This window comes from Kitasatospora sp. NPDC053057 (assembly GCF_044546945.1).
Taxonomy (GTDB): domain Bacteria; phylum Actinomycetota; class Actinomycetes; order Streptomycetales; family Streptomycetaceae; genus Kitasatospora.
This window is the reverse complement of the sequence record NZ_JBITZP010000001.1, coordinates 469,726-489,291: the sequence shown is the minus strand read 5'-3', so window position 1 is coordinate 489,291 and position 19,566 is coordinate 469,726. Positions and strand designations below refer to the sequence as shown.

Below are 19,566 nucleotides of genomic sequence, written 5' to 3'. Positions count from 1 at the left end.
TCATCCGTCATTCGTCCGCCGTCACTCCTCCGGGTACCGCCGCGGCGTCCAGACGACCTCCACGTCGCCGCCCCGCTCGACCGCCTGGGTCTGCGAGGAACCGATCAGCAGGATGGTCCGCATGTCGACCAGCGCCGGGTCCAGCTCGCCCAGCCGGACGACGCGGATCCGCTCGGTCGGCCCGCCGACGTCGCGGGCCATCACCACCGGGGTCTCCGGTGCGCGGTACTCCAGCAGCAGGTCCCGGGCCAGGCCGACCTGGGTGGTGCGGGACTTCGAGCCCGGGTTGTACAGCGCGAGCACGAGGTCCGCCTCGGCCGCGGCGCGCAGCCGCTTGGCCACCACGCCCCACGGCTTGAGCCGGTCCGACAGCGACACCACCGCGTAGTCGTGCCCCAGCGGGGCGCCGGCCCGGGAGGCGGCCGCGTGGGCGGCGGTCATCCCGGGGACGATCCGCACCGGCACGTCCCGGTAGTCCGGTTCGCAGGCGACCTCCAGCACGGCGGTGGCCATCGCGAAGACGCCCGGGTCACCTGAGGACACCACGCAGACCCGGTGCCCGCGCCGGGCGAGGTCCAGGGCGAACTCGGCGCGCTCCGACTCCACCTTGTTGTCCGAGCCGTGCCGCCGCTGCCCCGGCCGCTCCGGCACCCGGTCCAGATAGGTGGTGTAGCCGACCAGGTCGGTGGCCTCGGCCAGCGCGCCGCGCGCCTCGGGGGTGAGCCAGAGCGGCCCGGCCGGCCCGGTGCCCACCACGGTCACGCTGCCCACGCCGTCCGCGAGCCGTACGGCCGGCTCCAGCGGGGCGACCTTGCTCGGCAGCACCGCCACCGAGAAGTACGGGACGCTCTCCCCGTCGACCTCGGCGAGCGGGGCGATGCGCTCCCCGTCCATGAAGGCGCGCTCGACGTACTGGGCGTCGTCCAGCCGGCCCGCCCGCTCCAGCGCGCGCCGGACGGCCGGGAAGGTGCGACCCAGCTTCATGATCACGGCGGAGTCGGCGGAGGCGATCCGCGCGGTCAGCTCCTCCTCGGGCAGCGTGCCCGGGATGACGGTGAGCGTCTCCTCCGCCTCGGTCAGCGGCTGCCCGAGCCGGGCCGCCGCCGCGCTGACCGAGGTCACGCCGGGCACCACCTCGGTCGGGTAGCGGTGGGCGAGCCTCTTGTGCATGTGCTGGTAGGAGCCGTAGAACAGCGGGTCGCCCTCGGCGAGGACCACGACGTCGCGCCCGGCGTCCAGGTGGGCGGCCAGCCGGGCGGCGGCCTCCTCGTAGAACTCGTCCAGCGCGCCCCGGTAGCCGCCGGGGTGGTCGGTGGTCTCGACGGTGAGCGGGTAGACCAGCTTCTCCTCGATCTGCCCACCCGTCAGGTACCGTTCGGCGATCGAGCGCGCGATGGACCGGCCGTGCCGGGCACTGTGGTACGCCACCACGTCGGCCTTGCCGATGAGTTCGGCCGCGCGGACGGTCACCAGCGACGGGTCGCCGGGGCCGAGGCCGACGCCGTACAGCCGGCCCATGGTGATCTGACGATCCGTCACTCTACTTCGCTCGCAATCGCGTTGATGGCGGCTGCGGCGATCGCACTGCCGCCGCGCCGGCCCCGCACCACCAAGTGCTCCAGGCCGGAGGGGTGTTCGGCCAGGGCCTGCTTGGACTCGGCGGCGCCGATGAAGCCGACCGGGACGCCGATCACCGCGGCCGGGCGCGGCGCGCCCGCCTCGATCATCTCCAGCAGCCGGAACAGCGAGGTCGGCGCGTTGCCGACGGCGACCACCGCACCCTCCAGTCGGGGCAGCCACAGCTCCATGGCCGCCGCGCTGCGGGTGTTGCCCATCGCGCGGGCGAGTTCGGGCACCGACGGGTCGGTGAGGGTGCAGATCACCTCGTTGTCGGCGGGCAGCCGCTTGCGGGTGACGCCGCTCGCGACCATGTTGACGTCGCAGAGGATGGGCGCACCGGCGTGCAGCGCAGCCCGCGCAGAGGCGACCACGCCGGGCGAGTACACCAGGTCCTCGACCAGGTCGGTCATCCCGCAGGCGTGGATCATCCGCACCGCGACCTGGGAGACGTCCGCCGGGAGGGCGGCCAGATCGGCCTCCGCACGGATGGTGGCAAAGGACTGGCGGTAGATGGACGCGCCGTCCTTCTCGTACTCGATCAATTCGTGGTCCTCCTGGCCTCGGCGACCGCCTCGGCCATCTCCTCGTACCTCACGTCCACGGGTGCGCCCGCGGTCGTGGTCGGCCCGTTCACCGTCACCCGGTAGCCGTGCCCAGTGGCGATCACGTCCACCCACCGCCCGGCCGGATGGCCGCAGCGCCGTTCACAGCCGGACCAGTGGACGGGCAGTCCGCCCGTCCCCGCCCCCGTCCCCGTCGCCGTCCTCGTCTCCAACGCCCGGGCCGCGTCGGCCCGTACGTCGGCCAGCGACTTGGCGCAGCCCGGCAGCCCGGTGCAGGCGGTGGCCCGCTCCCAGGCGGAGCCCGGCTCGGTACGGAACCCGGCCGCCGCCAGCGCAGGCAGCCGGTCGGCCGGAGCGCCGGGCAGCACCGCGCCGCGCCAGGGGGTCAGCCGCAGTTCGCCGGCCGAGGCGGCGACCAGCGCGCGCCACTGTGCGGCGCTCGCCCGTCCGAAGCGCATGCCCACCGAGAGCCCGCCGGGCAGCGCGCCCACCGGGGCGGCGACGGCGGAGGTGGCCGGCAGCGGCACGGAGCCCGTCGGCAGCAGGTCGGGCACCTCGCGCAGGTGCCAGGCCTTGCGGCCGCTGCCGCGCAGCGCGTCCAGGAAGGCGCGGGCCGCGTCCAGCACGGCCGTCACCTCCTGCCCGGCCTCGACCGGGTGTCCGTGGGTGGCCCGTCCGAGGCGCAGCACCGCGGGGCCGCCCGAAGTCGCGCCGCCCGAAGTCGCGCTGGCCGTAGCCCCGCTGCCCGAAGCCCCGCTGCCCGAAGCTGCGCCACCCGAAGCTGCGATCAATGTCACATCGGCGTCGAGCGCGGCGACGTCGCCCCGCCCGTCGTCCAGCGCGAACAGGAACTTGCCGGAGAGCCCGGCCGCCCAGTCGCTCGCGCACAGCCGCGCGTCCAGTTCCCGTACCCAGGCCTGCACATCGACGTGGCCGACGGCGTCCAGCCCGGCGAGCGGGGAGGCGACGATGTTGCGCACCCGCTCGTGGGTGTCCGAGGGCAGCAGCCCGACGGCGCGCAGTCGCTCGGCGAGTTCGGCCCCGCAGTCCGAGGCCAGGCCGCGGAGTTGGACGTTGCCGCGCGAGGTGGTCTCCAACTCCCCGTCGCCCAGGGCCTGCGACGCCTCGGCCAGCGCGATCGCCTGACGATCCGTCAGCAAACCGCCGGGCAGCCGGACCCGGGCGAGGCCACCGTCGTCGGCGGTGTGCAGGCGGAGGGCACCGGGGCAGGCGTCCGCGCGCCCCCGGTCGGGCACGGCGGCGCCCGGCGCGGTGGCGTCGGGTGTCGGTGGCATGGCGGCGAGCATACAGATGATCCGATCGCTTGCCTCCGTCCGCTGCGTCACACCCGGCAGCACGCCCGGCACGCCATCCGCCGCCCCCGAGCACCGTGCGCCCGCCCGTGCGCCGCGCGAGGTGAAGCTGGCTCTCCCCCAGGTCAGCCGCACCCCGTACGATGCTGGCGGGCAGTCCCCAGCGGGCCGCCCACACGCCAGCGACGGCGCAGGGGAGGAAACCGGTGCAAGCCCGGTGCGGTCCCGCCACTGTGACCGCGGTTCACCGGGAAGCCGGTCGGCCGCGGGAGCCAGGAACTCCCGCCGTCCTCCACCGGCCCGGGGCGCGGACCCCGAGGAAGGCAGAAATGCACCAGCGCTGTCGCATGCCCGCGCCCGTTCCCCCGGCCACCACCGCGGCCGCCCCGGCCACCACTGCGGCCATCCTGGCCACCGACGAGGCCGGGAGGCCCTTCGCATGATCCTGCTGCTGTCGACGTCCGACACCGACCTGCTCAGTGCCCGCGCCTCGACGGGCCCGGTCCCGTACCGGCTCGGCAACCCGGCCCGACTGACCCCCGAGGACCTGCCCGCACTGCTGGAGGGCACCGAGCTGGTCGTGGTCCGTCTGCTCGGCGGGCGCCGCGCCTGGCAGGAGGGCCTGGACGCACTGCTGGCCGGCCCCCGCCCGGTGGTGGTGCTGACCGGTGAGCAGGCCCCCGACGCCCAGCTGATGGAGCTGTCCACGGTCCCGGCCGGCATCGCCGCCGAGGCGCACGCCTACCTCGCCCACGGCGGCGCGGCCAACCTGGCCGAGCTGGGCGCCTTCCTCTCCGACACCGTGCTGCTGACCGGCCACGGCTTCGCCCCGCCCGCCTCCGCCCCCGCCTGGGGTCCGCTGGAGCGCGAAGCCCGCAGCGACGACAACGGCAGCGCTGACGGCCCGACGGTCGCCGTGCTCTACTACCGGGCCCACCACATGAGCGGCAACACCGCCTTCGTGGAGACGCTCTGCCGGGCCATCGAGGACCAGGGCGCCCGGCCCCGGGCCTACTACTGCGCCTCGCTGCGCGGCGCCGAGCCCGAGCTGCTGGCCGAACTCGGCGCGGCCGACGCGATCGTCACCACCGTGCTCGCCGCCGGCGGCACCCGCCCGGCCGACGCCCAGGCCGGCGGGGACGAGGAGGCCTGGGACGCCGGCGCGCTGGCCGCCCTCGACCGCCCGATCCTGCAGGCCCTCTGCCTCACCTGGTCGCGCGCCCAGTGGGAGGCCAGCGACGACGGCCTGTCCCCGCTGGACACCGCCACCCAGGTCGCGGTGCCGGAGTTCGACGGCCGTCTGATCACCGTCCCGTTCTCCTTCAAGGAGCTGGACGAGGACGGCCTGACCGTCTACGCCGCCGACCCGGAGCGCGCCGCCCGCGTCGCCGGCACCGCCGTCCGCCACGCCCGGCTGCGCTACGTCCCGGCCGCCGAACGCCGCCTCGCCCTGGTGCTCTCCGCCTACCCGACCAAGCACGCCCGGGTCGGCAACGCCGTCGGCCTGGACACCCCGGCCAGCGCCGTCCGGCTGCTGCACCGGCTGCGCGAGGAGGGCATGGACCTCGGCAACGACCTGCCCGGCCTGGACGATGGCACCGAGGACGGTCATGAGGGCGACGCGATCATCCACGCCCTGATCGCCGCCGGCGGCTACGACCAGGACTGGCTCACCGAGGACCAGCTGGCCCGCAACCCGGTCCGCATCCCCGCCGCCGACTACCGCCGCTGGTACGCCACACTCCCCCAGGGCCTGCGCGACCAGGTCGAGCAGCACTGGGGCCCGGCCCCCGGCGAGCTGTACGTCGACCGCTCGCAGAACCCGGACGGCGACATCGTGCTCGCCGCGATCCGCTCCGGGAACCTGCTGGTGCTCATCCAGCCGCCGCGCGGCTTCGGCGAGAACCCGGTCGCCATCTACCACGACCCCGACCTGCCGCCGAGCCACCACTACCTGGCCGCCTACCGCTGGATCGAGGCCGCCCAGGAGGACGGCGGCTTCGGCGCCCACGCTGTCATCCACCTCGGCAAGCACGGCAACCTGGAGTGGCTGCCCGGCAAGACCGCCGCGCTGTCCGCCGAGTGCGGCCCGGACGCCGTCCTCGGCGACCTCCCGCTGATCTACCCCTTCCTGGTCAACGACCCGGGCGAGGGCACCCAGGCCAAGCGCCGCGCCCACGCCACCCTCGTCGACCACCTCGTCCCGCCGATGGCCCGCGCCGACTCCTACGGCGACATCGCGCGCCTGGAGCAGCTGCTCGACGAGCACTCCAACATCGCCGCGATGGACCCGGCCAAGCTGCCCGCGATCCGCGCCCAGATCTGGACCCTGATCCAGGCCGCCAAGCTGGACCACGACCTCGGCCTGGACGAGCGCCCCGAGGACGACGGCTTCGACGACTTCCTGCTGCACGTCGACGGCTGGCTGTGCGAGGTCAAGGACGCCCAGATCCGCGACGGCCTGCACGTCCTCGGCCAGGCCCCGGCCGGCACCGACCGGGTCAACATCGTGCTCGCCATCCTGCGCGCCCGGCAGATCTGGGGCGGCGTCAGCGCGCTGCCCGGCCTGCGCGAGGCGCTCGGCCTGGACGAGGCGGCCCTCACCCTCGGCGCCACCGACGCGGCCGAGGCCCAGGCCCGTGCGCTGGTCGAGGCGATGGAGGCGGAGGACTGGGCACCCGAGGCCGTGGAGAAGGTCACCGCCGGGCTGCCGGAGGCCATCCAGCAGGCCGTCCGCGAGGTGCTGGACTTCGCCGCCACCCAGGTGGTGCCGCGCCTCGCCGCAACCACCGACGAGCTGGACGCCGTACTGCACGCGCTCCAGGGCGGCTTCGTCCCGGCCGGTCCGTCCGGCTCCCCGCTGCGCGGCCTGGTCAACGTGCTGCCGACCGGCCGCAACTTCTACTCCGTCGACCCGAAGGCCGTCCCCAGCAAGCTCGCCTGGGAGACCGGCCAGGCGCTCGCGAGCTCGCTGGTCGACCGCTACCGGGCCGACAACGACGGCGCCTACCCGCCCTCGGTCGGGCTCTCGCTCTGGGGCACCAGCGCGATGCGCACCGCCGGCGACGACATCGCCGAGGCCTTCGCCCTGCTCGGCGTCCGCCCGGTCTGGGACGACGCCTCGCGCCGGGTCACCGGTCTGGAGCCGATCCCGCTCGACGAGCTCGGCCGCCCGCGCATCGACGTCACGCTGCGCATCTCCGGCTTCTTCCGGGACGCCTTCCCGCACGTGGTCGCCCTGCTGGACGACGCGGTGCGCCTGGCCGCCGCCCAGGAGGAGGCCGAGACCGACAACTTCGTCCGCGCCCACGTGCAGGCCGACCTCGCGGTGCACGGCGACGAGCGCAAGGCCACCGTCCGCGTCTTCGGCTCCCGCCCGGGCACCTACGGGGCGGGCCTGCTCCAGCTGATCGACAGCCGGGACTGGCGCACCGACGCCGATCTCGCCGAGGTGTACACCGTCTGGGGCGGCTACGCGTACGGCCGCGGGCTGGACGGCCGGCCGGCGCGCGAGGAGATGGAGACCGCGTACAAGCGGATCACCGTCGCCGCGAAGAACACCGACACCCGCGAGCACGACATCGCCGACTCGGACGACTACTTCCAGTACCACGGCGGCATGGTGGCCACCGTGCGCGCCCTCACCGGCAAGGCCCCGACCGCCTACATCGGCGACTCGACCCGCCCGGAGACGGTCCGTACCCGCACCCTGACCGAGGAGGCCGCCCGCGTCTTCCGCGCGCGAGTGGTCAACCCGCGCTGGATCGAGGCGATGCGCCGCCACGGCTACAAGGGCGCCTTCGAGATGGCCGCGACGGTCGACTACCTGTTCGGCTACGACGCCACGACGGGCGTGGTCGCGGACTGGATGTACGAGAAGCTGACCCAGGAGTACGTCCTCGACCCGGTCAACCGCGAGTTCCTGGCGGGCGCCAACCCGTGGGCGCTGCACGGGATCAGCGAGCGACTGCTGGAGGCGGCGAGCCGCGGGCTGTGGGAGCAGCCGGACCCGGAGCTGATCGAGCAGCTGCAGGCCGCGTTCCTGGAGACCGAGGGCGACCTGGAGGGCGACGAAGGCTGAGGGCCGGGGCCCGGCGCCTGAACGGCGAGTGCTGAACGGCGAGTGCTGAACGGCGGCTGCCGAGCGGCGACTGCTGGAGCGGCGGCGGCTGGGCTGCGACTGCTGAGCGGCGGCTGCCCACCCTCCTCGGGGGGGGTGGGCGGCCGCCGTCGTCATGACCCCTCCGAGGACCGGCGTCAACCGCGCGTGACGCCATCTGGCACCGGCCGCCGCCCGAGCGGACAATACGGGGCATGTCGCGCCGCATCGCTCCCGCCAGCCCAGCCCTGAGCACGACCCCCACGGAGGAGCGGCAGTCGCGCGCGCCGCACCGGTACCGGACACGACTCGGGGCGCTGGGGGCCGGGGCCGTGCCGGTGGTGGCGTTCCCGGCGCCGGGGCAGGCGTGGCTGGCCTGGGTCGCGCTGGTCCCGGGGCTGCTGCTGATGCAACGGGCGCCGTCGGGGCGGGAGGCGGCGGTACGCGGGTGGTGGTTCGGGGCCGGGTTCATCCTGACCGCGATGTACTGGCTGGTGCCGTCGATCGGGCCGGCGCTGCCGGTGCTCGCGGCGCTGTTCGGGGCGCTGCAGGCCGTGGTCGGGTACGCGGTGCACCGCCTGCTGCACCCGCCGCTGACCACCCGTCGGGCGCTACTCGCGCTGCTGGTCGTCCCGGCGGTGTGGGTGGCCACCGAGTACGCGCGGTCCTGGCACGCGCTCGGCGGGCCGTGGGCGTTGCTCGGCGCCACCCAGTGGCAGCACCCGGCGATCCTCGGGCTGGCCTCCGCGGGCGGGATCTGGCTGGTCAGCGCGGCGGTGGCGGCGGTGAACACCGGTGTGCTGATCGCGCTGACCGCGGTGCACTGGCGGCCCCGGGCGGCGGCGGCGCTGGTGACCGTCCTGATGCTGGCCACCGGTCCGCTGCTGTTCGCGCTGCGCCCGGCGCCGGTGGGGGCCGGGGCGGTGACGGTGGCGCTGGTCCAGCCCGGCATCGTCGAGGACCCGCAGGCCCGGTTCGACGCGAGCGCGCGGGACACCGCCGCCCTGGTCGGGCAGCCGGTGGACCTGGTGGTGTGGGGCGAGAGCAGCACCACCGCCGATCTGGACCGCAATCCGGCCGCACTGGACGAACTGCGCCGGCTCTCCGCCACCACCGGCGCCGAGGTGATGGCTGGGGAGGACGCCCGCAAGGCCGACGGGCGGATCTCCAAGGACGCGGTGCTGGTCTCCCCGGCGGGGGTGGTGGACCGCTACCGCAAGATCCGGCTGGTGCCCTTCGGCGAGTACATCCCGCTGCGACCGGTGCTCGGCTGGATCGCCGGGGTCAGCCGGGCGGCCGGCGAGAACCGGGCGCCCGGCACCGCCTTCCACGTGCTGCCGGCCACCGACCGCTCGGGCCGACCACTGCCGGTCGGCGCGCTGATCTGCTTCGAGTCGGCCTTCCCGGACATGGCGCGAACGGCGGCCCGGGACGGCGCCCGGGTGCTGGTCTACCAGTCCTCGACCTCGACCTTCCAGCACACCTGGGCGCCCGAGCAGCACGTCTCGCTGGCGGCGATCCGGGCCGCCGAGACCGGGCGCCCGGCCGTCCAGGCATCGCTGACCGGGGTCTCCGCGGCCTTCGACGCCCAGGGCCGGGAGCTGGCCCGACTGGGCACCGACGGCACCGGCACGCTGACCGTACGGCTGCCGCTCACCGCGCCCGGGACGGTGACCTGGTACGACCGGATCGGCGACGTGGTGCCGATCGGCGCGCTGCTGGTCACGGCGGGCGCGGCGGTGTCCGCCCGGCGTTCGCGCGGCCCCCGGCAGACGGCCGGGCCGGGCGCTCGGCCCTCCGTCTAGCGCTGCTCCCGCTCGGCCCTCCGTTCAGCTCTCCGTTCAGCTCTCCGTTCAGCTCTCCGTTCAGCTCTCCGTTCAGCTCTGCCCCCGCTCGGCCCTCCGTTCAGCGCTCCCCGTCAGCCCTCCGTAGCGTCGCGGTAGATGCCGAAGGCGGCGCCCTGGGGGTCGCGCAGCACGGCGATCCGCCGGCCGCCCTGCATGGAGACGGCGGGCATCAGCACGTCCCCGCCCATGGCGACCGCCCGGCTGACGGTGTTGTCGGCGTCGACGACCGAGAAGTACGGCAGCCAGTGCGGCGGCACCTGGGGCGGGAAGCGGTCGTCCATCACCAGCATGCCGCCGAAGTCCTGGCCGTCCAGGCCCCACTGGGTGTAGTGCTCGGACGGCGCGACGGACCAGCCGAAGACCTGCGGGTAGAAGGCCCTCGCGTCGGCCGCGTCCCGGGTGGCCAGTTCCACCCAGCCGAGCGAGCCGGGCTCGTTGAACACCCCGGCGCCTTTGAAGCCGCGGGCCTGCCAGAGGATGAAGACCGCGCCGGACGGGTCGGCGGCCACCGAGAAGCGGCCGTGGTCGAGCACGTCGGTGGGCTCCTTGAGGATCTTGCCACCGGCGGCCTTGATCTTCGCCGCGGTGACCTCGGCGTCGGCGACCGCGAAGGCGACCGTCCAGGCCGTCGGCTGCTGCGGCGCGTACCGCGGGGTGACGGCGGCGGCCGGGGCGTCGCCGAGGAACATCTGGGTGTAGCCCTCGGCCTCGGGGCGGACTTCGCTGTCGGGGCGCCAGCCGAACAGTTCGGTGTAGAAGGTCCGGGCGGCGGGCGGGTCGTCGGTGCCCAGCTCGACCCAGCAGGGGGCGTTGGTGGTGACGGAGGTCTGCTTCATGGCTCTGACTCTCTGGACTGTCGGGGATTGTGACTGATGGCTCGTCAACCTTGTTGACTGTCAGGTGACTTCGATGACGACTTTGCCGCGGACGTGCCCGGACTCGACCGCGGCGATCGCCTCGGCGGCCCGGGCGAGCGGGTAGCGGCCGGTGATGTGCGGGTCGAGGTCGCCGGCGGCGACCAGGGCGGCGAGCGCGGCGAGGGTCTCCGAGGTGGTCGACCGGGCGACGGGACGGCCGCCGAGCTCGGCGACGGTGGCGGGGTCGGCGGTGCTGACCAGCTCGGTGCGGTCGGTGCGAACGGCGGCCACGGCGCGCAGGGCGTCGCCGCCGATCAGGTCGAGGATGGCGTCGACGCCCTCGGGGGCGGCCGCGGCGATCCGCTCGGCGACGCCGTCGCCGTAGCGGACCTGGGTCGCACCGAGGGACTCCACGTACGAGCGGTTGCCGTCACTCGCGGTGCCGAGCACGTTCAGGCCCCGGCTGCGGGCGATCTGGGCGGCGGCGCTGCCGACCCCGCCGGCGATGCCGAGGATCAGCAGTGTCCGGCCGGCGCCGAGGGCGAGTTGGCGCAGGGCGTCGTCGGCGGTGGCGACCGAGACGCCGAGCACGGCGGCCCGGTCGAAGCCGACGGCCTCGGGCTTGAGGGCACTCAACTTGGCCCGCAGCAGGGTCTGTTCGGCGAAGCCCCCGGCGGCGGTGAGGCCGAACACCTCGTCGCCCGGGGTGAATCCGGTGACTCCGGGGCCGACCTGCTGCACCACTCCGGCGGCCTCCTGGCCCATGACGGCGGGGAGTTCGCGCTCGCGGCCGAGGTAGCCCCGGCGGATCTTCCAGTCAACCGGGTTCACCCCGGCGACCCGGACGGTGATCGCCAGCTGGCCGGGGCCGGGGGCGAGTACCGGACGGTCGAGGAACTCCTGCATCTCCGGTCCGCCGTAGTCGACGAAGCCGAATGCCTTGGCCATCGGTGATCCCACTCCTCGGATAGCGGCCTGCGGCCCCTGCCCCCCCGCCCCAGCATGCGGGGCGGGGCGGGGTGGGGGCGGGCGCTGGTGGGCCGAACGGGGGTGGGCGAACAATCGACAGCGGGCAGCTGACAGATTTCGAAATCTGTCAGCTGTCCGCTGTTATCTGTTTGCTGTTATCTGTTCGCTGTCATCTGTCCGCCGCCACCGGTCCGCCGTCACCCGCGCGCGGTCCGCGCGACCGGAATCCAGAGCTCCGCCTCGGCGTCGCCCGTCCCCGGGACGAAGCGGGTCTTCAGGACCTCCGGGCCCGGCCGGGCCTCGTACGGGTTGGACGGGAACCACTGGCTGGCCACGTCCCCCCACATCTCCTGCAGCGCCTGCGGGAACGCCCCCTTGTTGGTGAACACGGCCCAGGTCCCGGCCGGGACGTTCAGGACCTCCAGGTCGTCCGGGACGACGGCGTCCTCACGCGCCACCACCGCGTGCCAGTAGTCGAGTTCGGAGCCCTCCTCGCGGTTGGGCGAGAAGTCGTCGGTCACCGAGACGATGCCGAGCGGGTCCTTGCCGGTCAGGGCCGTGATCCGCTCGACGGTCTCCGTGCCGAGCCCCTTGATGAACTCAGCGATGTGCGGGTTGACGCCCAGGTAGATCAGGGGCACCCGGGCCTTCCGGCCGACGATCCGGAAGTCCGGCTTCTCGACGATCCGGTATTCCATGCTGCTACTTCCCTCCACGATGAGTCGGAAGGACATCCGGGGCTGGGAGGTGAGCACCGCACCGTCACGCCGGGCCTCCCCCGGCCCGACCCCGTGCATCGACCGGAACGCCCGGGCGAACGCCTCGCCCGAGGTGTACCCGTACCGGACCGCGATGTCGAGCAACGTCCGTTCGCCGTCGAGCACTTCGGCCCCGGCGACGGTCAGCCGCCGGCGTCGTACGTACTCCGACAGCGGTATCCCGGCGAGCATCGAGAACAGCCGCCGGAAGTGGTACTCCGACGTTATCGCGATCCGCGCCAGCTCGGCCACGTCGATCTCCTGGTCCAGGTTCCGTTCGATGTGCTCCATCGCCCGGTTCAGGTGCTCCAGCACGCCGAACCCGTCCTTCCCTTGCTGATCACTACCGTAGGAAGGACCCACTCTGCCGCACCCGACGATCGGTGCCCGTTGCGGTCGGGTGCCGATCGCCGGGTGACCGGCAGGAGGAGGGGCTCAGACCAGACCCTGGGCCAGCATCGCGTCCGCGACCAGTTCGAAGCCCGGGATGTTCGCGCCCACCACGTAGTCGCCCGGGTGCCCGTAGCGCTCGGCGGTGGTGAAGCAGGAGTCGTGGATGTGCTTCATGATCCCGGCCAGCCGCTCCTCGGTGCGCTCGAAGGTCCAGGAGTCGCGCGAGCGGTTGGTGATCCGCTTGTACTGGCCGAACAGGTAGCCGATCTCCCGGCCGCCGACGCCGATGTCACCGGCCGGGACGTCGGTGTGCCCGCGGGAACAGATGGGGCGGGTGGGGTGTTGTGCGCCTCCGGTGCTGAGCCGGGCACCACCCGTATCCAGTTGTTCAAATTGGAACAACCGAGTACGGTCAACATCCGATCCATTCGGATCCAACCGATCCAACCCGGTCCACCCCCCCGATCGACGGAGGCCCACCCATGCCGCAGCCCGGCTCCGCCACGGTGCGCTCGCGTGTGCGCATCCCGCTGACCTTCCCCGACGGCTACCGCGCCGAGGCGGAGGTCTTCACCTTCCACGACCTCGCCGACGGCGCCGAGCATCTGGCGCTCGCCCTCGGCACGGTCCCGGACGGCGGGACGCCGCTGGTGCGGCTGCACTCCGAGTGCCTGACTGGCGACGTCTTCGGCTCGGACCGCTGCGACTGCGGCCCGCAGCTGCGCGAGTCGGTGGAGCTGATCAGCGAGGCCGGCGGCTACCTGCTCTACCTGCGCCAGGAGGGCCGGGGCATCGGGCTGTACAACAAGCTCGATGCCTATGCCCTGCAGGACTCCGGTTTGGACACGTACGACGCCAACACCGCGTTGGGCCTGCCCGAGGACGGCCGGGACTACACCGCGGCCGCCCAGATGCTCGCCACGCTCGGCATCGACGGCGTCGACCTGCTGAGCAACAATCCGGACAAGGCAGCGCAGTTGGCCGGGCTCGGCGTCACCGTGCGGCGGCGGGTGCCGACCGGCGTCCACCTGTCGGCGAGCAACGTCCGGTACCTGACGGCGAAGGTGGAGCGGACCGGGCACTCGATCGAGCTCTCCCGGCTTGTGGGCTGAACCCAGCCTGCGGCGGCCGGCCCGCGGCGAACGGGTGACGGCCGACAGACAACAGATGATAGGAGACAGATAACAGATTTCGAAATCTGTCTGCTGTTACCTGTTACCCGTCATCCGTCAGCCAGCCGCCCGCCCCCGCACCGTGCGCAACACCCCGTACGCCGCCAGCGGCAGCGCCACCAGCAGTGCGGCCCAGAACGCACCGTGCCCCCACCAGTCCGCGACCGCGCCGAACAGTCCCTCGAACACCGGGATCCGCAGCGCCTCCACCGGGCCCAACGCCCCGGGCCACGCGCCCAGGAACAGCGTCCCGAGGATCCAGACGACGAACAGCACCCGCGCGGTGACCGGCGTCCCGAGGGTGCTCAGCAGCGACACCGCCGCCAGCAGGATGACGAACCCGGCCTGGTAGGACGCACCGGTCTGGCCGGTTCCCCAGGAGTCCGGCGTCCGGTGCACCCCGGTGGAGGCGAGCCGCACCTCCACCGCCGCCCACAGCAGCAGCACCAGCACCCCGGTGCTGCCGAGCGCGAACCACAGCCGGTCCCGCGTCCCCGCCCGGCCCGTCCGCCACGCCCCGGCGACGGCCGCCGTCGGCATCGGCTGCCCCGCGGCCCGCGCGGCGCGCCGGTCGAGGTCCCGCCAGCCCTCCCGGACCTGCCGCCGGGCCCGCTGGGCCGGCTTGAGCAGCCGGTCGCACGCCCGCTCGATCAGCACGAAGGCCACCACGATCGCGATCACCGCCGCGATCCCGGCCCAACTCCCCATCCCGCCCTCGAACATGACCACCCGGTCGGCCACCGGCTGCGGCGCCTCCACCGCCGTCATCGGCGGTCCGAGCCGCAGGTAGCCGATAGTGAGGGCGCCCACGCCGGTCAGCAGGGCCGTGCCGAACCCGACCCGGGCCGGGAAGAAGGCGAGCACGGCTGCCGCCACGAAGGCCGCGCCCAGTTTGCCGACCACCTGCTCGGCCGCGCGCTTCCCGGCGGAGTGCAGCGGCCCGCCGAACAGGTCCGGTGAGAGGTCGAGCTGGTGCCCGGTCTCGACCGGGAGGCGCAGCACCGCCCCCGACCACAGCAGCAGCCCCAGGCCCACCACCAGCAGCGCGACCGCCGCCACCCGGCGCGGCAGCATGGTGCGGGCGTACGGCCACCAGAGCCGCAGCCGGGCCGACCAGTCCACTGGCGGCCGTCGGCGCCGCTCCCGCCACAGCCGGGCCGCCCGCCCGGCCCGCGCCCGCCCCTCCCGCAGCACGCCCGCCTCCGGCTCGGGCCGCTCGGCCCGCCCGCGGCCGCGCCGTCGCAGCGCTTCCGCGGCCACCATCGCCGCCCGCCCGGCGACCTGCCCCTGGTCGGCCCCCACCGCCCGCCGCCGCAGCGCCGACCAGCGGCGGCGCACCACGTCCCGCGGGGTGGCCGCCTCCGGGTCGGGCGCCGGCCGGCGAGCAGCCGAGCGCGCCGCCGTACGCGCCCCTGCACTTGCCGTCAGCGCCCCGTCCACCACCGCCGCCGCGACCACCGCGGCGAGCTCCGACACCCGTACGGGCAGCGGCAGCCGGTGCAGCGCGGCGGGCAGCGGGGAGAGCCGGCCGAGCAGCCGGTACCGCTCCTCCGGGCGGATGCTCAGCCAGACCGCCAGCCGGTGCGCCTCCTCCCGCTCCTCCGGGCTGAGCCCGCCGTCACCGCGCCGGCCGCCGCCGACCGTACGGGCCGTGCGCTCCACCTCGGCGAGCACGTCCGGAAGCGCCGCCAGGGCGAGCAGCCGCGAGCAGTGCTCGCCGGAGCACTCGGGGTGGAAGCAGTCGTAGCGCGCCGCGACCGCCGGGGCGCCGCCGCGGACCAGTTCGTCGACGAGGGCGGCGCCGTCCGGTTCGGTGGCGATGCGCTCCAGTCCGGCCGGGTCGACCGGCCGGTCGCGGTAGTGCGGCACGGCGGACGGCACGTAGGCCGCGCCGAGGGCGAGCACGGCGATGCCGGCCACGGACTCGCGCCGGGAGCCGGGCGCGCGGACCACGTCGGTGAGGTAGTGCAGGTCGAACACGGAGTCCTTGACCTCGTCGCGCAGCCAGTCGCGCAGCCGCTCCGCCCCCACCGCCGCCAGCCAGCGCGCCGCCGCACCGGAGTTGCGCAGCAGCACCTCGGTGAGCCGGACCGGATCGGTGAACGGGTCGCCGAGGAAGGTGATCGGCCGACGGGCCTGCGGGCGGCGCCGCACCACCTCCGGGCTGCCGCCGGCCAGCCAGCTGCGGACCTCCGGGGCGGTCCAGCGGTCCTCCGGCTTCTTGGTGAACAGGCCCTGGAGCAGCAGCAGTTGGCGCTGGTCGGTGACCGCGGTGAGATCCACCTCCTCACCCATGACCAGTTCCAGCTCCAGGTCGTGGTCGGCGGCCCGCTCGCCGTCCGCGCCGACGAACCGTGGGCGGCCGACGAACAGCTCGTACAGCACGTTGCCGAGCCCCCACCAGGGCCCGGCCTCGTGGTTCTTGCCGGCCAGCTGCTCGGGGGCCATGTAGGCGACGGTGACCATCATCGCGGAGGTGAAGCGGCGGCTGTCGGTGAGCCGGTCGACGCCGCCGAAGTCGGCGATCACGAACTCCCCGGGCCCGCGGCCGGGCCGGACCAGGATGTTGGCGGGCTTGAAGTCCAGCGGGTTGCGCTGGATCCGCCGCTGCCAGAACTCCAGCAGCGAGACCAGCTCGTAGACGATCTGCTCGACCGTCCGCGGGTCGGTGTGGGCACCGCTGCGGCGCAGGGCGGCGACGTGTGCGGAGAGGGTGACCGGCAGGTACTCCATCGCCACCCAGTCGACCAGCGCGCCGTGGTGGCGGACCCGACCGAAGTCGATCAGGTGCGGGACGTGCCTCCGGAAGCCGTCGTTGCGCAGGTGGGCGAGCAGGTCGTGATCCATCGGCTGGCCGACGACGGACACCTTGACCGCGGCGTCGGCGCCGCCGTCGGTGCGCCGGACGTACCAGACCGTGCCCTCGGCACCGGCGCCCGCCTTGCCCAGCGGAGTGAAGCGGGCCCGCAGGGCGTCGGGGAAGCCGTCCTCGGACGGGTCGCCGTGCGCGGTGAAGGCGCCGCCCGGGGAGGCACCACCGACGGGTTCCGGACCGCCGGCCGGACTGGGTCCGCTGGCCGAACCGGGACCACCAACCGAGCCGGGACCGCCGGCCGGGCTGGGTCCGGGGCCGATGTTGTCCTGCCAGGACGGGCCCTGGGCGGACCGGGGCCGTACGACCTCGGTGTCGGCGTCCGGGTCGAACCGGCCCGGGGCGCCGGGCCGGACCCTGGTCGCGGCCTCCGGGTCGTGGCGGGGTCCGGGCATCCTCCGGGTCGCGGCCTCCGGGTCCACCGCTGCGGTCCGCTGGGTGGCGAGCCGGGACGCCCGTTCCGCGCCGGCCTCCGCACCACCCCGCGCACCGCGCCGCCGGTCCCACGACCCCCGGAACCGCGAGCCCCGCTCCCGCGACCCCCAGTCCACCCTGGTCCGCGGCGGCTCCCCCGGCGCTCCCTGGCGTCGGTCCTCCCCGACCGGACCGGCGTCCTCCGTTGCGCCCATGGCGGCGCCCCCTCCCCGCTCCCCGGGGCCGGTGCGAAGGCCGTGACCACGGGCGCACCGGTGCCGGGTGGTGATTTTGACGCGTCATCATCCCGCATACCGGGCAGGGCTGCAGGGCGCTTTCCGCAACGCTTCCGGAACGGTTGCCGGACCGGCACGAGGGCTGGGAGGGGAGGCCGGGAGGGAAGGCCGGAAAGGAGGGCCGGGAAGGAAGGCCGGGAAGGAAGGCCGGGAAGGAGGCCGCGGGCCAGGGCCGGGAACGGGGGCCCGGGGATCACCCCTGCTCGACCGGGCGCCCCTTCGGCTCCTCGACGATCCGGCGGGCGATCTCGACGGGCCGCACCGGGCGGCCGAAGTGCCAGCCCTGCGCCCAGTCGCAGCCCATCTCACGCAGCCGCTCGGCGTCCTTGCGGGTCTCCACGCCCTCGGCGGTGACGTTCAGTCCGAGCGCGTGCGCCATCGACACCAGGCCGCTGACGATCCGCCACCCGGTGGCCCCGTCCTTCGCCGGGTCGTGCAGGTCGCCGACGAAGGAACCGGCGATCTTCAGCCCGGAGACCGGCAGGTCGCGCAGGTAGGCGAGGTTGGACCAGCCGGTGCCGAAATCGTCCACCGCCAGCGACACCCCGAGATCGACCAGCCCGTGCAGGGTGCGCAGCGCCTCGTCCTCGGGGCCGACCACGGTCGACTCGGTGATCTCCAGCTGCAGCCGGGCCGGGTCCAGGCCGGTGCTGTCCAGGATCCTGCCGAGGTCGTTGACCAGCGCGGCGCTGCGCGCCTGCCGTACCGCCAGGTTGACGTTCAACTGCGGTGCGGCGTCGCCGTACTGCTTGATCCACTCCGCGGCCTGGCCGCAGGCCTGCTCCAGCACCCAGCGGCCGAGCGGCATGATCAGCCCGGTCTCCTCGGCGGTGGTGACGAACTCGTCCGGGCCGAGCACGCCGAGCTGTGGGTGGCGCCAGCGCACCAGCGCCTCCACGGCGGCCATCCGGCCGTCGGCGAGGCGGTAGAGCGGCTGGTAGTCGATGAAGAACTCGCCGCGGTCCAGGGCGGCCGGCATCCGGACGGACACCGCGTAGCGGCTGACCGCGCGAGCGTTCTCCTTGGGGTCGAACAGCGTCCAGCGGCCGCGGCCGGCCTCCTTGGCGCGGTACAGCGTCAGGTCGGCGGCCCGGACGGCGGCGCCGGGGGTGGTGGTGGACACCCGCCGCTCCAGCACACCGACGCTGGCGCCGACGGCGAGCTTGTGGTCGCCGATCAGCACCGGTCCGGCCAACGCCTTGAGCACGGTCTTGGCGGCGGCCACCGCCTCCTGCTCGCCGCGGCAATTCTCCAGCAGGACGACGAACTCGTCGCCGCCGAGCCGGGCGACCAGGTGGCCGAGCGGGGTGAGGGCGGCCTTCAGCCGGGCGGCGACGGCGGACAGCAGCTGGTCGCCCATGTCGTGGCCGAGGCTGTCGTTGACCACCTTGAAGCCGTCGAGGTCGACGTAGCAGAGGCCGAAGCGGGCGCCCGGCTCCGGGTCCTCGAAGAGCTTCTCCAGCCGTTCGAAGAAGGCGGCACGGTTGGGCAGGCCGGTCAGCGGGTCGTGGGTGGCCTGGTGGCGCAGCCGCTCCTGGAGCCGGTAGCGGTCAGTGACGTCCTCCAGCATCGCGACCTGGTACTGCGGGACGCCATCGTCGTCGCGGATCAGCGAGACGGTCAGGTGGGTCCAGATCACCTCGCCGTCCTGGCGGTAGTACGGCTTGTCGAACTGGAAGTACTCGCGCTTGCCGCTGATCAGTTCCTCGTACGCCTCCCAGACGCCCGGGGTGTCCTCGGGGTGGACGAGGTCGCCGACCCGGCGGCCGATCATGTCCGCCGGGCCCGCGCCGAACAGGTCCTGCAGGGCCTTGTTTACGGCCATGATGTTGCCGTCGGTGTCGCCGATGCCGATGCCGATCGCGGCGCTCTCGAACAGGGCGCGGAACCTGGCCTCGGAGGCGCGCAGGGCGCGTTCGGCCTCCTTGCGGGCGGCGTCGGCGGCGGTGCGGATGGCCTCCTGCTCGCGCAGCGTGCGCTCGCGCAGGGCGTTCGCCCAGCCGGCCGCGAAGGCGCCGGTGAGGGCGGGACCGCGGTCGTCGCCGATCGGCTGGGACTGCAGCAGTTCGACCGCGCGGGCGAGCAGGACGGGGTCGGTGAAGTGCGCGTCGACCAGTTCGGCGCCGGCCTGGGCGGCCAGCCGGGGCTGGAAGGGCTCGTCCTGCTGGGCTCGGTGCAGCAGCGCGGCGGTGCGCGCGACCAGTCGGCCGAGCAGGCCGGGGTGGACGGCGATGCCGTGGTCGGCGGAGAGCAGCCGGGACCAGTCCTCGTGGAACCGCTCGGCGCTGCCGTCCACCGGGGTCGCGCCGCTCATCCGGCCGCCCCGGTTCTGCGTCGCGTGCTGCTGGGCGTTCCGGGTCCGGTGGTGCGCAGGGCCGGGCGCCCGGCGGCCG

The 19,566-nt window shown here is 74.4% G+C and carries 11 protein-coding genes, 1 pseudogene and 1 riboswitch; of the genes and pseudogenes, 3 read left to right on the top strand and 9 right to left on the bottom strand.

The window, feature by feature from the left end; genetic code table 11:
• Positions 1-21: 21 nt before the first annotated feature.
• Genes ACIG5E_RS02190 through ACIG5E_RS02180 form a run of 3 tightly spaced genes read right to left on the bottom strand, consistent with a single transcriptional unit; the run spans position 22 to position 3,478 of the window.
• The gene (locus ACIG5E_RS02190) at positions 22-1,518 is read right to left on the bottom strand and encodes a precorrin-2 C(20)-methyltransferase (protein WP_396531018.1); all 1,497 of its coding nucleotides are present in this window, start codon (positions 1,516-1,518) and stop codon (positions 22-24) included.
• Between the two features lie 17 nt (positions 1,519-1,535).
• Positions 1,536-2,162 (bottom strand): precorrin-8X methylmutase, encoded by a 627-nt coding sequence (locus tag ACIG5E_RS02185; protein ID WP_396530909.1) that lies wholly within the window; start codon positions 2,160-2,162, stop codon positions 1,536-1,538.
• Complete coding sequence (locus ACIG5E_RS02180) at positions 2,159-3,478, bottom strand: cobalamin biosynthesis protein CobG (protein ID WP_396530908.1); 1,320 nt, start codon at positions 3,476-3,478, stop codon at positions 2,159-2,161. Before ACIG5E_RS02180 ends, ACIG5E_RS02185 begins: the two co-directional genes overlap by 4 nt.
• Before the next feature lie 214 nt (positions 3,479-3,692).
• Positions 3,693-3,778, top strand: a riboswitch (cobalamin riboswitch).
• A 157-nt stretch (positions 3,779-3,935) separates the two neighbouring features.
• Here ACIG5E_RS02180 and cobN point away from each other — a divergent pair.
• On the top strand, positions 3,936-7,577 hold the full coding sequence (gene cobN / locus ACIG5E_RS02175; RefSeq protein ID WP_396530906.1) for a cobaltochelatase subunit CobN: 3,642 nt from the start codon (positions 3,936-3,938) through the stop codon (positions 7,575-7,577).
• Positions 7,578-7,810: 233 nt separating this feature from the next.
• On the top strand, positions 7,811-9,400 hold the full coding sequence (gene lnt / locus ACIG5E_RS02170; RefSeq protein WP_396530905.1) for an apolipoprotein N-acyltransferase: 1,590 nt from the start codon (positions 7,811-7,813) through the stop codon (positions 9,398-9,400).
• 113 nt (positions 9,401-9,513) lie between these two features.
• On the opposite strand, the gene ACIG5E_RS02165 is transcribed toward lnt, so the two are convergent.
• The 4 genes and pseudogenes from ACIG5E_RS02165 to ACIG5E_RS02150 form a co-directional block, all read right to left on the bottom strand.
• Positions 9,514-10,278 carry a VOC family protein gene (locus tag ACIG5E_RS02165; protein WP_396530904.1) on the bottom strand — a complete coding sequence of 255 codons (765 nt, stop codon included), beginning with the start codon at positions 10,276-10,278 and terminating at the stop codon, positions 9,514-9,516.
• 60 nt (positions 10,279-10,338) lie between these two features.
• The gene (locus ACIG5E_RS02160) at positions 10,339-11,247 is read right to left on the bottom strand and encodes an NADP-dependent oxidoreductase (protein ID WP_396530903.1); all 909 of its coding nucleotides are present in this window, start codon (positions 11,245-11,247) and stop codon (positions 10,339-10,341) included.
• A 218-nt stretch (positions 11,248-11,465) separates the two neighbouring features.
• A complete protein-coding gene (locus ACIG5E_RS02155; protein ID WP_396530901.1) occupies positions 11,466-12,341 on the bottom strand; it encodes an effector binding domain-containing protein in 876 nt (291 codons plus the stop codon).
• 120 nt (positions 12,342-12,461) lie between these two features.
• Positions 12,462-12,650: pseudogene (locus ACIG5E_RS02150) on the bottom strand (glutamate dehydrogenase); the annotation flags it as partial.
• A 251-nt stretch (positions 12,651-12,901) separates the two neighbouring features.
• Here ACIG5E_RS02150 and ribA point away from each other — a divergent pair.
• On the top strand, positions 12,902-13,531 hold the full coding sequence (gene ribA / locus ACIG5E_RS02145; RefSeq protein WP_396530900.1) for a GTP cyclohydrolase II: 630 nt from the start codon (positions 12,902-12,904) through the stop codon (positions 13,529-13,531).
• Between the two features lie 117 nt (positions 13,532-13,648).
• On the opposite strand, the gene ACIG5E_RS02140 is transcribed toward ribA, so the two are convergent.
• Together ACIG5E_RS02140 and ACIG5E_RS02135 are read right to left on the bottom strand one after the other, a co-directional pair.
• Positions 13,649-16,858 (bottom strand): hypothetical protein, encoded by a 3,210-nt coding sequence (locus tag ACIG5E_RS02140; RefSeq protein ID WP_396530899.1) that lies wholly within the window; start codon positions 16,856-16,858, stop codon positions 13,649-13,651.
• A gap of 508 nt (positions 16,859-17,366) precedes the next feature.
• Positions 17,367-19,487 (bottom strand): putative bifunctional diguanylate cyclase/phosphodiesterase, encoded by a 2,121-nt coding sequence (locus ACIG5E_RS02135; RefSeq protein WP_396530898.1) that lies wholly within the window; start codon positions 19,485-19,487, stop codon positions 17,367-17,369.
• Positions 19,488-19,566: the final 79 nt, after the last annotated feature.

What these genes read in the sequence shown, in the direction of transcription:
- ACIG5E_RS02190 (WP_396531018.1), bottom strand. Translation starts at nt 1,518, where the DNA reads ATGGGCCGGCTGTACGGCGTCGGCCTCGGCCCCGGCGACCCGTCGCTG.
- ACIG5E_RS02135 (WP_396530898.1), bottom strand. Translation starts at nt 19,487, where the DNA reads ATGAGCGGCGCGACCCCGGTGGACGGCAGCGCCGAGCGGTTCCACGAG.
- ACIG5E_RS02160 (WP_396530903.1), bottom strand. Translation starts at nt 11,247, where the DNA reads ATGGCCAAGGCATTCGGCTTCGTCGACTACGGCGGACCGGAGATGCAG.
- ACIG5E_RS02180 (WP_396530908.1), bottom strand. Translation starts at nt 3,478, where the DNA reads ATGCCACCGACACCCGACGCCACCGCGCCGGGCGCCGCCGTGCCCGAC.
- lnt (WP_396530905.1), top strand. Translation starts at nt 7,811, where the DNA reads ATGTCGCGCCGCATCGCTCCCGCCAGCCCAGCCCTGAGCACGACCCCC.
- cobN (WP_396530906.1), top strand. Translation starts at nt 3,936, where the DNA reads ATGATCCTGCTGCTGTCGACGTCCGACACCGACCTGCTCAGTGCCCGC.
- ACIG5E_RS02140 (WP_396530899.1), bottom strand. Translation starts at nt 16,858, where the DNA reads ATGCCCGGACCCCGCCACGACCCGGAGGCCGCGACCAGGGTCCGGCCC.
- ACIG5E_RS02165 (WP_396530904.1), bottom strand. Translation starts at nt 10,278, where the DNA reads ATGAAGCAGACCTCCGTCACCACCAACGCCCCCTGCTGGGTCGAGCTG.
- ribA (WP_396530900.1), top strand. Translation starts at nt 12,902, where the DNA reads ATGCCGCAGCCCGGCTCCGCCACGGTGCGCTCGCGTGTGCGCATCCCG.